Source organism: Pontibacter coccineus (assembly GCF_030546575.1).
Classification (GTDB): domain Bacteria; phylum Bacteroidota; class Bacteroidia; order Cytophagales; family Hymenobacteraceae; genus Pontibacter; species Pontibacter coccineus.
The window spans coordinates 366668-381144 of record NZ_JAUOTN010000002.1 but is presented as its reverse complement, the minus strand read 5'-3'; the positions used below and the strand labels follow the sequence as shown (position 1 = coordinate 381144).

The 14477-nt window shown below is 52.0% G+C and carries 10 protein-coding genes; 6 read left to right on the top strand and 4 right to left on the bottom strand.

Annotation, left to right across the window (positions count from 1 at the left end):
• Positions 1 to 72: 72 nt before the first annotated feature.
• A complete protein-coding gene (locus Q4E40_RS05620) occupies positions 73 to 1071 on the bottom strand; it encodes a glycosyltransferase family 9 protein (RefSeq protein WP_303410569.1) in 999 nt (332 codons plus the stop codon).
• Between the two features lie 162 nt (positions 1072 to 1233).
• Between Q4E40_RS05620 and Q4E40_RS05615 the strand changes: the two genes are divergently transcribed.
• The 4 genes from Q4E40_RS05615 to Q4E40_RS05600 all read left to right on the top strand — a co-directional run bounded on the left by Q4E40_RS05615 (position 1234) and on the right by Q4E40_RS05600 (position 6812).
• The gene (locus Q4E40_RS05615) at positions 1234 to 1986 is read left to right on the top strand and encodes a hypothetical protein (RefSeq protein ID WP_303410568.1); all 753 of its coding nucleotides are present in this window, start codon (positions 1234 to 1236) and stop codon (positions 1984 to 1986) included.
• A 66-nt stretch (positions 1987 to 2052) separates the two neighbouring features.
• Positions 2053 to 3291: a M16 family metallopeptidase gene (locus Q4E40_RS05610; RefSeq protein ID WP_303410567.1), complete on the top strand. Its 1239-nt coding sequence runs from the start codon at positions 2053 to 2055 to the stop codon at positions 3289 to 3291.
• A 96-nt stretch (positions 3292 to 3387) separates the two neighbouring features.
• The gene (locus Q4E40_RS05605) at positions 3388 to 4032 is read left to right on the top strand and encodes an O-methyltransferase (RefSeq protein WP_303410565.1); all 645 of its coding nucleotides are present in this window, start codon (positions 3388 to 3390) and stop codon (positions 4030 to 4032) included.
• Positions 4033 to 4235: 203 nt separating this feature from the next.
• Positions 4236 to 6812: a LysM peptidoglycan-binding domain-containing protein gene (locus Q4E40_RS05600; protein WP_303410563.1), complete on the top strand. Its 2577-nt coding sequence runs from the start codon at positions 4236 to 4238 to the stop codon at positions 6810 to 6812.
• 233 nt (positions 6813 to 7045) lie between these two features.
• Here Q4E40_RS05600 and Q4E40_RS05595 read toward each other — a convergent pair whose 3' ends face one another.
• Entirely contained in the window at positions 7046 to 8374 is a 1329-nt protein-coding gene (locus tag Q4E40_RS05595) for an MFS transporter (RefSeq protein WP_303410562.1), read from the bottom strand.
• Positions 8375 to 8663: 289 nt separating this feature from the next.
• Here Q4E40_RS05595 and dnaE point away from each other — a divergent pair, with 289 nt between their 5' ends.
• Entirely contained in the window at positions 8664 to 12287 is a 3624-nt protein-coding gene (gene dnaE / locus Q4E40_RS05590; RefSeq protein ID WP_303410561.1) for a DNA polymerase III subunit alpha, read from the top strand.
• Between the two features lie 285 nt (positions 12288 to 12572).
• Here dnaE and Q4E40_RS05585 read toward each other — a convergent pair whose 3' ends face one another.
• The gene (locus tag Q4E40_RS05585; protein ID WP_303410560.1) at positions 12573 to 12920 is read right to left on the bottom strand and encodes a transposase; all 348 of its coding nucleotides are present in this window, start codon (positions 12918 to 12920) and stop codon (positions 12573 to 12575) included.
• Between the two features lie 650 nt (positions 12921 to 13570).
• Here Q4E40_RS05585 and trxA point away from each other — a divergent pair.
• A complete protein-coding gene (trxA, locus tag Q4E40_RS05580; RefSeq protein WP_076669473.1) occupies positions 13571 to 13897 on the top strand; it encodes a thioredoxin in 327 nt (108 codons plus the stop codon).
• A gap of 59 nt (positions 13898 to 13956) precedes the next feature.
• Here trxA and Q4E40_RS05575 read toward each other — a convergent pair whose 3' ends face one another.
• A complete protein-coding gene (locus Q4E40_RS05575) occupies positions 13957 to 14454 on the bottom strand; it encodes a DUF421 domain-containing protein (protein ID WP_303410558.1) in 498 nt (165 codons plus the stop codon).
• Between the last annotated feature and the right edge of the window lie 23 nt (positions 14455 to 14477).

Genomic DNA, 14477 nt, shown 5'->3' with positions numbered 1-14477 from the left:
CCTAATATACCAGCTGCTCCGGACTTGTCTTATTCCTTCTTCTGACATACCGTCCCCGACACGCTAACTTATTTAGGCTGTGCGGGTAGCGAGCACCTCCAGTAACTGTGCTGTGGCTATGTCTTTTGCACATTTAAAATGTCCCTCGGGACAGGATTTATACCCGTGCAAGCCGCAGGGGCGGCAGTAAAGCGGCTCTTTTCTCTCGACAACGGCCGAGAAATCTGCCAATGGCCCGAAGCCAAAGCGCGGCACCGTGGAGCAAAAGATGGCACAGGTGGGCGCATCCAGGGCAGAGGCCAGGTGCATGGGGCCAGAGTCGTTCACGTAGTTGAGTACGGCATCGCGCATCAGGGCCGCCGACTGCAGCAGGTTAAGCTGCCCGCACAGGTTTTTCACCCGATTGCTTTTGGTTTTGCTGATGATCTCCTCGCAGTGGGCTTTGTCGGCCGGCGCCCCGAGCAGATATACGGTATACCTGTCGCCTAACTGGTCGAGCAAATCCACCCACTGCTCCAGCGGGTACTGCTTGGTAAACCAAACCGAGGTAGGCGCCATACAAATAAAAGGCTCCTGCTTGAACGGTTCCACCTTATTAAAGTCCTCTGGAGAAGGGTATAGCCTGGGCTTGGCCGCTTGCCCGTCGGTGAGGCTGGCGATGAGCAGGTGGTTGCGCTCCACCTCGTGCGTACCCGAGTCTACGCTGTGGGTGTAGCGGCGGGTGAAGAAGCGGGAGAAAGGATTCTTGTCGAACCCGACCGTCTCCCGGGCACCGGAAAGTGCGGTGAGAATACCGGTGGCACCGAAGCGCTGCAGATTCACGACCAGATCGTAGCGCTCGTGTCGGATCTGCTGGAGCAGTTGGAGCAGGCTTTTATACTTGCCCTCCTGTTTGTTCCAGATCAGGACCTGGCGCAGCAGTGGGTGCCCTTTCAGCAGCGACTCATTGCCTTTGCGGAGCAGAAAGTCAAGTTGTGCCTCCGGATAATGGGCATGCAGTTTCTCGACCAGTCCGGTTGCCAGCACCACATCGCCCAGAAAGGCGGTCTGTATGATCAGGATCTTTTTCATCAGGTATAAGCTGCCGCAAAGCTACGCCAATGCGGCTAAACTTGAAAGCTTAGGCGCTGTAGGTATAAGCCTGCAGCGCCTTTCACGGAAAAGAGCAAAAATATTTTCCTTCTTAGCGACAGGAAAGTTAGTTTAGCAGTTCTTTTAGCCATGCTTGCCCGTATGAAATCACTATTACATTCTACTAAACTCTTCACAGCTGCCCTCCTTTTCCTGACCACTGGTTGTGTGTCAACGTACATGCCCAATGTGCCCAATGTGCCCATGTTCACCGAGAAAGGTGAGCTGAGTGCCGGCGGGCACATCACACCGAAAGGCAATATCACGTTTAACACGGCCTATGCCGTAACCGATAACATCGGGGTGATGCTGAACGGCTCCATGCTGAACCAGGAACGCAAGAAGCGGGACTTCCGCCACAACCTGATAGAGGCCGGCGCGGGCTATTTCACCACGTTTGGCGCGAACCAGAACCGGGTCCTGGAGGTATACGCCGGCTTTGGCGGTGGCAGCAGCGACCGTAACGAAAAGGAAGAAAAAGAAGGCGTGATGACCTATACCCGTCGCGAGGCTGGTTTCAGCAAATATTTCACGCAGGTGAACTTCAGCTCCAAAAAGAAAAAGTCGCTGCGCCTGCTCGGCAACGAGTTTCCGCTTAACTATGGCACGGCCCTGCGGGTGAGCTATGTCAACATGAACAAACACCTGCTCAACGGGGTGGAACAACCAAACGAGGACAACATTTTCCTGGAGCCGATCTTCTATACCCGTATGGTACTTAGTCCTTCGGTGCAGCTGCAGTACACGAGCGGCACCAACTTCGGACTTCGCAACCGCAAGGCGCTCACAGCGGGCTATTCTGTTTTTTCGCTGGGCTTCGTGATCAACGTGGGCGGACGCAGCCTCGACCGCTAACATTTGGCGGACAAGCGGCCTGTTTTGGTACTTTTTGCCTATCTTTGCAGGCTAATTGCGAACTGAATGCTTGATTATCATATTCATACATTGCCGAACGGTATTCGAATCGTTCACAAACAAGTACTACACACCAAAATTGCCCACAGCGGCTTTATTCTGGACCTGGGCAGCCGCGATGAGCAGCCTGACCAGTTGGGGCTGGCCCATTTCTGGGAGCACATGGCTTTTAAGGGCACGGACAAGCGCAAGTCCTTCCACATCCTCAACAGACTGGAGTCGGTGGGCGGCGAACTGAACGCCTACACTACTAAAGAAAAGCTCTGCTTTTACAGCTCCGTGCTCGACAAACACTTCGAGAAGTCTTTTGAGCTCCTCACCGACATCACCTTCCACTCCATCTTCCCTGAAAAGGAAATCGAGAAAGAGCGCGGCGTGATACTCGAGGAAATGGCCATGTACCTGGACACCCCGGAAGAGGCGATCGTGGACGAGTTTGATAACGTGGTATTTGACACTCATCCGCTCGGTAACAACATTCTGGGCACCAAGGAAAGCGTTTCCGGTTTCAAGAAAGAAGACTTTCAGCGTTTTATAAAAGACAACTTGAGCACGGAAGCCCTGGTGTTTTGCTCGGTAAGCAACCTGCCTTTCGAAAAGGTGGTAAAGCTGGCCGAAAAGTACCTGGCCGACATCCCGGCTATCAGCAAGCCACGACAGCGTGTTGCTTTTGAGAACTACACACCAAAGGCGGTTACGTTCGAAAAGCCGATCTCACAGGCACACTGCGTGATCGGCTGTCCGGCTTACGCCCTCAACGACGACCGCCGTATACCTTTCTTCATGCTGGTGAATTTGCTGGGCGGTCCGGGCATGAACTCGCGCCTGAACCTGGCCGTCCGCGAAAAGCACGGCTTGGTGTATACCATCGACGCCAACTACGCCACTTACGTTGACACGGGCTTGCTGTCTATTTACTTCGGCACGGAGAAAAAGCAGCTCAAGCGCACCACCTCGCTGGTACTGAAGGAACTCAAGAAGCTGCGCGAAAAACAATTGGGCTCGCTGCAACTGCACACGGCCAAAGAGCAGCTGATGGGTCAGCTGGCCATGGCGGAGGAAAGCAACATGGGCCTGATGATGATGATGGGCAAGAGCATCCTCGACCAGGGCCACATCGATACCCTGAACGAGATCTTCGACCAGATCAAAAACACCACCGCCCAGGACCTGATCGACATTGCCAACGATGTGCTGCGCGAAGAGAAGCTTAGTTTCCTGAATTACGTACCTGTTAAAGGATAAATTGCTATATGGTTAAATGGTTGATGGTTAAATTGTTTAATTGTTAATCCATCCCACAACAACCATTTAACCATCAACCATTTAACAATTCAAAAAATGGAATTTCTGGATGAAGAACTGCAGCAATACGCAGAGGAGCATACCTCACCGGAGTCGGAGTTGCTGCACAAGATAAACCGCCAGACGCACCTGAACGTGATGCGACCGCGCATGCTGTCAGGTCACCTGCAAGGCCGTCTGCTTTCCATGTTCTCCCACATGATCCGCCCCAAGCAGATCCTGGAAGTGGGCACCTATACCGGTTACTCGGCCCTTTGCCTGGCGGAAGGACTGCAGGAAGACGGCACGCTGCACACCATCGACATCAACGAAGAACTTGAAGACACGGTGCGTGGCTATATAAAAGAGGCGGGCCTGAGCGAGAGCGTAAAATACTACATCGGCAATGCTCTGGAGATCATCCCTACTATCGACGCTACTTTTGACCTGGTATTTATTGATGCCGACAAGTATAATTATGCCAACTACTACGATCTGGTGATCGACCGCGTACGCTCAGGTGGCTACATCATTGCTGACAATGTACTCTGGAGTGGCAAGGTGCTGGCTAAGTACCGAAAGAAGCTCGATGAAGACACGGCCGCCTTGCTGGATTTCAACAAAAAAGTGCAGGACGACCCGCGGGTAGAAAACATCCTGCTGCCCGTGCGCGATGGCCTGATGGTGGCCCGCAAGAAATAACCTCCCCTTTACTTATCCACATCAAAAAGTTTCTCTAAAATAACTTCGTTCTAAGCTTTAGAATGCGGGGTAAATTGCGTTAATTTTGCAAGCGTATCTCTATATAGAGAACATACTATACCTTAATGAGTTATCCACATCTGTTTCAACATATGCTGTAGCCATTTTGTGGATAGCTTGGCTTATTTTACCCGTTTACCTTTATGAAGAGACCATTACCTTTCTTACTGCTCCTGCTCCTGCCAATGCTTGCTATGGCACAAACTGTCACCGTGCCTCACAACCTGTATTTCGGTGACATCCACCTGCGCATTTCGCCGAGGGCACAGGAAGAGATCCAGAAAAAAGTGGATGCCCTACACCGTAGTCCGAAGTTCTTCCAAATGAAAGTGGAACTGGCCGACGCCTACTTTCCGCTGATTGAGCGCACGTTTCAGGAAGAAGGTGTTCCGGATGATTTCAAGTACCTGGCCCTGCAGGAAAGCGGCCTGCGCGGCGATGCCGTGTCTACTTCCAATGCTGTAGGCTACTGGCAGTTTAAAAAAGAGGCGGCGCTGGACTTCAACCTGCGCATGGACCACCTGGTGGATGAGCGCCGGCATATTGTAGAGGCCAGCCGTGGTGCTGCCCGCTATTTCAAGCGCAGCAACAACTACTATAACAACTGGTTTAATGCGCTGCTGTCGTATTACCACGGCTACTCGGGCGCTAAGGCTTATGTCAAAGAGTCAGACAAGGGTAGCAAACAAATGGATATTACGGAGAAGTCGGACCCCTACCTGCTGACCTTCCTGGCGCACAAGGTGGCCTATGACAGCTTTATCGGGAAGAGCGCCCCGCCGGTGGTTTCGCTGCGTGAGCTGCGTGCCACCCCTGGCCAAAGCCTCGCTGACATAGCACTGGCTTATCAAACCGATCCATCAGAACTCGAAAAATACAACAAGTGGCTACTAGGTAGCACCATACCTGCCGACAAGGATTATTATGTGATGCTACCGGTTCGCCATACGACGGAGCCAGGTATAGTGGCCTCTACGGAGCCTGTTCGCACAGCACCTGTCCGCCAGACGGCGGCTATACCTGCGGCGGGCAGTATCATCAAGCGCAACAACCTGAATGCCATCGTAGCCGGCAAGGGTGACTCCAAGGACAAACTGGCCATCAAAGCCGGCATCACCACCCGCAAACTCCTGCGCTTTAACGACATGCGCGACTTCGACAAGTTCGAAGAAGGCGAAGCGTATTACATCGAGGCAAAACGCCTCAATGCCGACAAAGAGTACCATGTGGTGCAACACGGAGAAACCATGCAGGAGATCGCCCAGCAATACGGTATCCGGATGGACTACCTGCAGTTCAAGAACCGCATGAAACGTGCGGAGGTGCCGGTACCGGGTCGCGTGCTTTGGCTGCAGAAACGCCGTCCAACCAAAGTAGCCATCGAGGTGCGTGAATTGAAGCCTGTCCCAGGTGCTGAAAAGCAGCATGTTACTACCCAGGAAAAAGCCCCTCAAACGGCCACAGCGTCAGCTAAGACAACTGCTACAGAGCCTGCTGCCCAGCAAGACGACTTCCTGACCCGCTTCAAAAAGAGCTGGAGCAAACTGAAAGGCCAGGCAACAGCACCTGAACAACAAGAAACGCAAACTGCTACCACCACAAAGCAGGAAGAAGAAACAGCTATTCCAGCTGCACCTGTTAAAGAAACGGAACAGGGTATAGTCCAGGAAGAGGAACCGGTAAAGGTGGCTGTTACACCTAAAAATGAAACGGCGCCTATACCTGTGATGAAGCAACCAGAGCAGGAAGTAAAAGCTACAGAACCAGTTAAAGCTCAAGAGGCGACAACGCCAGCAGCTACGGAGAAGCCAAAAAATGCGAACCTATACCCTGGCAAGAAAACCCAGGAAACGGAGAAGCAAAAGACGGTAGCTCAGGAAACAGTTGTTGAAGAGGCAGAAGAGGAAAATGCCGAATGGGCAGTAGGCTTGAGCGAAGATGTGTTCGTGGGTTTCTCCGGAAATGAAGAGGAAGAAACAGCTGAGGTGTTGGAAGCAGAAAAAACAGTGGAAACTGCTGCCACAGAGCAGGTGACAGTTAAGACAACTCCTGTTAAAGCTGCACCGGCAAAGCCAAAACCTGCCAGACAGGAGCCAGTTAAAACTACCCAGGCCAGTACAGTTGCTAAAGAAGATGCTGCTCCGCAAGCCAAACCAGCACGCCACATCGTGAAACAAGGCGAGTCGCTTTGGGGCATCTCGAGGCTGTACGCCGTGACCGTGAACGACATCACGACCTGGAACAACCTCGGTGACGCTCCGATCAAGATCGGTCAGGAGTTGATCATTGCAGAGCCGCAGACGGTACCTGAAGAGTCTGCCCCTAACGTGGAGGCAAATGCAGAAACCCCCGTTGCAACAGAGAAAACCGAGGTCCATACCGTAGCTGCCGGCGAATCGCTGTACGTGCTGTCGCGCAGGTATAACGTGACGGTGAACGAGCTGAAAGCCTGGAACAACCTGCGTAGCACGGCCCTTTCCATTGGACAGGAGCTGCGCGTGACTGCCCCAGCCGATCAGGAAGTGACAAACGAGGATTTAGAGGAAGCGCCTGCAGAAACATTTACAGGCTCCAGCACCCAGCATACAGTGGCATCCGGCGAGAGCCTCTACCAGATATCCCGTAAGTATGGCGTTACCATCAAAGACATCATGGAGTGGAACAACAAATCTGACTTCAACGTGAAACCGGGCGATAAGCTGGTGATCCGGAAGAAGTAGACTTTTAGTATCACAACACACGTAGCACGACTCTCTTAAAGAGTACCAGAAGGATTCCCTGACAAAGGACAAAAGTCTTTTTGGAGATCAAGCAAAACAGAAAAGAGAAGCAATTATGCTTCTCTTTTCTGTTTATATCTACCGAAGGGGAAATCGTTTGTTCTTTCTCGAGTAGTCTACTACCAAGCAATCACTGAAGGCATCATGCTACGTGTCTCGTGCTACGTTTTAAATTACCTTTTCCCTGGAGGAGCGGTCAGCTTTGTGGCGGTACGAAGGCCGGAGGCAATCTCCGGTATAATGCCGAGGCGCTCGTAGATAGGCTGCACCATCACACGCAGGCGTTTCAGGCGCAGGGCAAAAGGGATAACGCTAACAGCACAAAGGAAGCCGCAACCCAGCAAAGTATAGGCCACCCCGATCTGCTCGGCTATACTGCTCGCCAGCATACTGCCAAGCGGTGCCATGCCCATAAAGGCAGTGGCGTACAGGCTCATCACACGGCCCCGCTTGTCCTCATCTACCAGCGTTTGCAACAGCGTGTTGCAGGAGGCCATCGTTACGATCATCCCAAAACCGGTGAAGAGCATCAGCACCAGCGACAGCCACAGTACAGTGGAAAAAGAGAAAGCCATCAGCGCTGTACCGAACAACGTCATCGTGAAAATGATCACCTTACCAAGCCCTATTACCGATTTACGCTGCGCCAGGAACAGGGCCCCCGACAAAGCCCCCAGCCCGGAAGCTCCCATCAGGTAGCCCAGCGTGTTGGCACCACCGTGCAGAATGTCGCGGGCGAACACCGGCAGCATCACACTGAAAGGCATGCCGAACATGCTGATCAATCCCACGATCAGGATAAGGGTGCGGATGGGCGGAAAACCAAAGGCATAGGAAAAGCCCTGCTTGAGAGAGGCCCATACATTTTCCTGGCGAATTTCGCGCACAAAGGGGTTAAGCCGGAGCGTCAGGAGCGAGGCAAGCACCGCGATGTAGCTCACCGCGTTGATCAGGATGCAGACGCCCTCCCCTACCCAGGCAATCAGCACGCCTGCTATGGATGGCCCTACCAGTCGGGCCATGTTGAACATCGAGGAGTTGAGCGCGATGGCGTTGCTGATGTCTTCGCGCTTGTCGACCAATTGCACCACAAAGGCCTGGCGGGTGGCGACATCAAAAGCGTTGATCGTACCGAGCACCACCATAAGCGTCATCACATGCCATACCTGCACCGTACCCGTTAGCACCAGGGCTGCCAATGTGCCCGCCTGCAGCATCGACAGGAACTGCGTGACCAGCAATACATGGTGGCGGTTAAACTTATCGGCCAGCACTCCGGCAAAGGGCCCAAGTAAAAAAGAAGGAATCTGGTTGGCAAACGTAACGGCGCCCAGCAGGAACACGGAGTCGGTGAGACGGTATACGAGCCAGCTGATGGCGATCTGCTGCATCCAGGTGCCGATGAGCGAAATTCCCTGCCCCATGAAAAAGACCCGGTAGTTGCGCGAGCGCAAAGCCCGGAACATACCTCCTATCTTCCCTGAATCAATTGTTTCTGCCATGCTGTTCCCTGTTGCTATACCTGTTTCGGCACAGGCTTTATCTTACGGTGCGTGATGCTGCTTGAGTTATAATTATACACTTTATTTGGGAATACCTATCGGTAAATTCCCTGATGTGCAGGGGATGATTACGCCCATACGTTTGTTTTGCTGCAGGGCTGTTTTTGGTTTGGGCAGCCGACCGATTTTCCGTAATTTTAACATCCCGGAAAATGCTCGGGGTATAGCTGGTTCTATACCTCCGTGTCATTCTTAATTCATCATTCGTCATTATTAATTCTCTATAGTCTTGCCAGTTTTTTCGCACTTACACACCCATACCCAGTACTCCCTGCTCGACGGTCAGGCCAGCATCAGCGCGCTCATGAAAAAGGCGCAGGCCGATGGCATGCCCGCCGTTGCCATGACCGACCACGGCAACATGTTCGCCGCCTTCAACTTCGTGAACGAGGCCAACAAATATAACGTGAAGCCGATCGTGGGCTGTGAGTTCTATCTGGTGAAAGACCGCCACCTGAAGACCTTCACCAAGGAACAGAAAGACGTGCGCCACCACCAGTTGCTGCTCGCTAAAGATCAGGAGGGTTACCAGAATTTGGCTAAGCTTTGCTCGCTTTCTTACATTGAGGGGGTATACAGCAAGTGGCCGCGCATCGACAAGGAACTGCTACTCAAGTATAGCAAGGGCCTGATCGCGACTAGCTGCTGCATTGGTGCCGAGGTACCACAGGCCATTTTGTGGAAAAGCGAAGAAGAGGCCGAGGAGATATTCAAGTGGTGGCTGGATGTGTTCGGTGAAGATTACTACATTGAGATACAGCGCCACGGCCTGATGAACATCGACGGCACCGGCAAGAGCCAGGAGGACATTAACCAGGTGCTGCTGAAGTGGGCGAAGAAGTATAACTGCAAGGTGATCTGCACCAACGACTCCCACTACGTGGATCAGGAAGACTGGAACGCCCACGACATTCTGCTATGCGTGAACACCGGCGAAGACCAGAGCACACCGGTGGGCGACTTTGCCACCAAGTATTACCGCTTCCTGAGCGACGACCAGAAGGTAATCTATGACACCGTTGAGAACGTGCGCAGCAAGTATAGCAACCACATGAACGTGCGCCAGATGCTGCAGCGCATCGACGAGGCCGGCCCGAAGACCCGTTTTGGTTTCCCGAACGACCAGTTCTACTTCAAAACGCAGGCCGAGATGAACCAGCTGTTCAAGGACGTGCCGGAGGCCGTGGACAACACCAACGAGATCGTTGACAAAATCACACCGCCCGTTCTGAAGCGCGACATCCTGTTGCCGAACTTCCCAATTCCGCCGGAGCATGCCAATGCCGACGATTTCCTGCGCCACCTGACTTACGAGGGGGCTGCCAAGCGCTACTCTGAAATTACCCCGGAAGTGACCGAGCGCCTCGATTTTGAGCTGCACGTGATCAAGACGATGGGTTTTGCCGGCTACTTTTTGATCGTGCAGGACTTCATCAACCGGGGCCGTGATATGGGTGTGTTCGTGGGTCCGGGTCGTGGTTCTGCTGCCGGTTCGGCTGTGGCTTACTGTGTCGGTATTACCAACATCGACCCGATCAAGTATAACCTGCTCTTCGAACGATTCCTCAACCCGGAGCGTGTGTCGATGCCCGATATTGACATCGACTTCGACGACGTGAACCGCCAGCGCGTGATCGATTACGTGGTGGACAAATACGGCAAAACGCAGGTAGCCCAGATCATCACCTTCGGCACCATGGCCGCTAAATCGTCAATCAAAGACGTGGCTCGCTCTACCTCACTGCCATTGGCCGAGGCCAACGAACTGGCTAAAATGGTACCAGACACACCGGGCACTACGCTGGCCAAGGCTTTCATGGAGAACCTGGAGCTGGCCGCCATCCGCGAAGGAGACGATGCGCGCGCTGCTGTGCTCAAGCTGGCCGAAAAGCTGGAAGGTTCGGTCCGCAACACAGGTATACACGCCGCCGGTGTGATCATCGCGCCGGACGACATCACCAATTACATACCAGTTTCGACCTCCAAAGACTCGGACCTGCTCGTGACACAGTTCGATGGCAAAGTGATCGAGAGTGCCGGTATGCTGAAGATGGACTTTTTGGGCCTGAAAACCCTGACCGTCATCAAAGATGCCATGGAGCTGATCAAAAAGAACCACGGCGTAGAGATCGACATTGACAACATTCCGATAGATGACGAGAAGACGTACGAACTATACCAGCGTGGCGATACGATCGGTACGTTCCAGTTCGAGTCGGAAGGTATGCGCATGTACCTCAAGGACCTGCAGCCGACCAACATTGAAGATTTGATCGCCATGAACGCCCTTTACCGGCCGGGCCCGATGCAGTTCATCCCGAACTTCATTAACCGCAAGCACGGCAAAGAGGAAGTGGAATACCCGCACGAGCTGCTCGAGCCGATCCTGAACTACTCTTACGGGATCATGGTGTACCAGGAGCAGATCATGCAGACGGCCCAGATCCTGGCCGGTTACTCACTGGGCGGCGCCGACTTGCTTCGCCGTGCCATGGGTAAGAAAGACATGAAGAAGATGGCCGAGGAGCGTGAGAAGTTCATCGCCGGTGCCGCAGAAATGCACAAGATCCCGGCGAAAAAAGCTTCGGAGGTGTTCGACGTGATGGAGAAGTTCGCCCAGTACGGCTTCAACCGCTCGCACTCTGCTGCTTACTCCGTGGTGGCCTACCAGACCGGTTACCTGAAGGCGCACTATCCTGCCGAGTACATGGCGGCGGTACTCACCAACAACATGAACGACATCAAGAAGGTGACGTTCTTTATTGAGGAGGCCCGCAAACAAGGTGTTGCCGTGCTTGGTCCGGACGTGAACGAATCTTTGCTGAAGTTCAACGTGAACGAACAGGGGCAGATCCGTTTCGGACTGGCCGCGATAAAAGGCACCGGCGAAGCCGCGGTAGACGCCATCATTTCGGAAAGAGAAAAGAACGGTCCATACCAGGATATCTTTGACTTTTCGAAGCGCATCAACCTGCGTGCCGTGAACAAAAAGACCTTTGAAAGCATGGCCTTGGCCGGAGCATTTGACTCTTGGGGACTCTATCACCGCGCCCAGTTAATGGAAGTGCCAGAAGGCGAGAACATCAGTTTGCTGGAGAAAGCGGTTCGCTACGGCAACAACTACCAGGCAGAGCAACAGGCAGCGCAACAGTCGCTGTTCGGGGGCAGTGCCGCTGTGGCCTCGCCGCTACCAAAAATACCCGAGGTACAGGTATGGACGCAGGCCGAAATGCTTCGCCGTGAGAAAGACGTGGTAGGCTTTTACATCTCAGGTCACCCGCTCGACCAGTTCAAGATGGAGATCGACTCATACTGTACCTCCGCATTAGCCGATATTGCCAACCACAAAAACAAGGACATCAATGTGGCGGGTATGGTGTCAGAAGTGGTGATCCGTACTGCCAAGAACGGCAACCCGTTTGCGCTGTTCTCGATCGAAGACTATGATACCACGCTGCAAATGGCGCTGTTCGGAGAGGACTACATGAAGTTCCAGCCCTACCTGCGGCAAGGGCTATACCTGTTCATCCGGGGTAAGGTGCAGCTGCGCTATAAAACGGAGGACCAGTGGGAGCTTAAGCCTACCAATATCCAGCTTTTGGGCGACGTGATGGACAAAATGGCACAAGGCGTGCAAGTTAACGTAAACCTGCAACTCCTGACCCCTAACCTGGCTGAAGCCCTGGAAGAAGCCATCGCCACCAGCCCGGGCCAGAAGCGACTGGAAATCACACTCCACGTTCCAGACGAAAAACTGGTGCTACCCACTTACTCCCGCAAATACCGCGTTGACCCGAAAGTATTCCTGGGCCAGATCAAGGACCTGGGACTGGGAGAGTGTAAGCTGCTGTAAAGGATTTGGAGTTTTGGAGATTGGCGTGACAGTCTCCACTTTTCAGGTATAGGAAAGGTATGCTGCGTAAGTGGCATACCTTTTTTGTTGCTCATTCGGACACCACTGCCCGAATCGCAAACTGCTCTCTCGGATTTATCAATCCGAAAGTTAACTGTAGTGGATTTCCTAATCCCCGTATTCCAAAAGGTGGTACACGCGGGTCTGGAGACCCGAAACAGTTAAACTTCGGATTGATAAATCCGAAGTAGCAGGTTCTGAAGTAGCAACTAGTAAATTCTAATATCAATCCAGAAACTCCACATGAAGCAAGCCAGCCAACCCGGCATAATTAGCCGCTGAGCTATACCTGTAATGCTCGGGTTCATCAACCCACTCCGCTCGAACTGGGTTCTGATGAATATACTCCAGCTTCTGCTCCATAAAAGTGTTGCTGTGTATTTCTTTGGCTTCATTGCCGTCTTGCCAAAGTTTGTAATGCGTGATTTTTGGATCGTACTTGCCCGCTAAATGAAAGCGATACAATAGCCACTCTTTTCTACTTTCATTTCCTTGCTGAATAGCTTCCACCAGCTGTCGACTTGTAAATTTCTTGAAATCGCGCAGGATGTCAGATAAATTATTTGCCTTCATCTGCTGCCGCAATTATATGCAGATGGTTTGTCATCAACACCCAGGCATACAACTGGAGTCCTTTCTTTTCCTGACAGAACTTAAGGGAATTGACTATAATGTGCTTGTAAATCGATCTCATGAAAAGGTCTACCCAATCCACCACTGTTAAGGTTAAGAAGTATAAATTCCCTGTTGCTATCCTGTTTTTGAGTCCCATCGCAATTTCCTGAAACATTAATGCTTCCCTTAATGCTGCTTCGGATTTATCAATCCGAAGAATAACTGTTGCGCATCTCCAGATCCGCGTGCATTAATAAATGAAGTTTGTATACGCGGATTAAGAAATCCGCTACAGTTAACTTTCGGATTGATAAATCCGAAAGAGCCTACCGTAACTTTCCTAGCTTACTACCAACTAAGCATCCAGATTAAGTTAACACTCCTCTACCACCCCCTCGCCAATGAAACTTAATCCCGCAACATTTGTTTATACAAATAAATATACCCTCCGCTTGCAATAGTCGTATGTATAAGTTCTAAATTTGCAGCGGGAATTGCCCGGGAACAGGACAGCTTGTCAGGCAGAAGCACTTTGGGCTTAAATTTGACAAGCTATAAAATGTTACTATATTTAAAACACAGAATTTAACCAACAAATCGTTAAAGTTATGGCTAACAAAGCATTAGAAATCACTGACGCTAATTTTGATGAGATCATCAATTCAGATAAACCCGTATTGGTAGACTTTTGGGCAGAGTGGTGCGGTCCGTGCCGCATGGTAGGCCCAATTGTAGAGGAGCTGGCTGGCGAGTACGAAGGTAAAGCCGTGATCGGTAAAGTTGACGTAGACGCAAACCCGCAGACTTCTGCCAAGTTCGGTATCCGCAGCATCCCAACACTGCTCGTTTTCAAAAACGGACAGGTTGTGGACAAGCAGGTAGGCGCTGTGCCTAAAAACGTACTGGCTGGCAAGCTGGACGCACAGATGGCCTAAGCACTGTCTAACAAAATTTAAACACGAAAGCCTTTCCAGTTTTGGAAAGGCTTTCGTGTTTATGTAGCTTTCTTCACGATGCTGATATCCCCGCTCCGCTCCAGGTAGGCCGACTCTACCTCCTTTATGGAGGAAACGCCACCACTTCGCAGGGCTTCCTGCAAATCATTGTCGGTCAGGTTGTGCTTTTTAAGTTTGTCCTCCTGAAGTTGCCCGTCTCTGATCAGGCAAACAGGATTTCCTTTGATAAAGGGCCCGATAAAGCCCTCGGTATTATAGGCCAGAAAAGCCAGAAAGCGGTGAAGGAGAACCAGTATGAGGGCGGCGGCCAGTGTAGGCCAGAAGGGAGAATTGCCGGTAATTGCGCGGCTAAGAATTGAACCATAGATGATTCCCAGCACGATATCGAAGGCGGTTTGTTTGCCAAAGATGCGCTTGTTGCCGATTCGCATGATAATTAGGGCGACAATGAATACCACCACCGCCCGGATGGACATTTGCCACCATGTGAGTGAATCGGAGTCTATACCTAAGAGCGTATCCAGAAAATCAACCATACAGTCCCAACGGGTAAAATCGC

What these genes read in the sequence shown, in the direction of transcription:
- Q4E40_RS05595 (WP_303410562.1), bottom strand. Translation starts at nt 8,374, where the DNA reads ATGGCAGAAACAATTGATTCAGGGAAGATAGGAGGTATGTTCCGGGCT.
- Q4E40_RS05620 (WP_303410569.1), bottom strand. Translation starts at nt 1,071, where the DNA reads ATGAAAAAGATCCTGATCATACAGACCGCCTTTCTGGGCGATGTGGTG.
- Q4E40_RS05615 (WP_303410568.1), top strand. Translation starts at nt 1,234, where the DNA reads ATGAAATCACTATTACATTCTACTAAACTCTTCACAGCTGCCCTCCTT.
- Q4E40_RS05610 (WP_303410567.1), top strand. Translation starts at nt 2,053, where the DNA reads ATGCTTGATTATCATATTCATACATTGCCGAACGGTATTCGAATCGTT.
- Q4E40_RS05600 (WP_303410563.1), top strand. Translation starts at nt 4,236, where the DNA reads ATGAAGAGACCATTACCTTTCTTACTGCTCCTGCTCCTGCCAATGCTT.
- Q4E40_RS05585 (WP_303410560.1), bottom strand. Translation starts at nt 12,920, where the DNA reads ATGAAGGCAAATAATTTATCTGACATCCTGCGCGATTTCAAGAAATTT.
- Q4E40_RS05605 (WP_303410565.1), top strand. Translation starts at nt 3,388, where the DNA reads ATGGAATTTCTGGATGAAGAACTGCAGCAATACGCAGAGGAGCATACC.
- trxA (WP_076669473.1), top strand. Translation starts at nt 13,571, where the DNA reads ATGGCTAACAAAGCATTAGAAATCACTGACGCTAATTTTGATGAGATC.
- Q4E40_RS05575 (WP_303410558.1), bottom strand. Translation starts at nt 14,454, where the DNA reads ATGGTTGATTTTCTGGATACGCTCTTAGGTATAGACTCCGATTCACTC.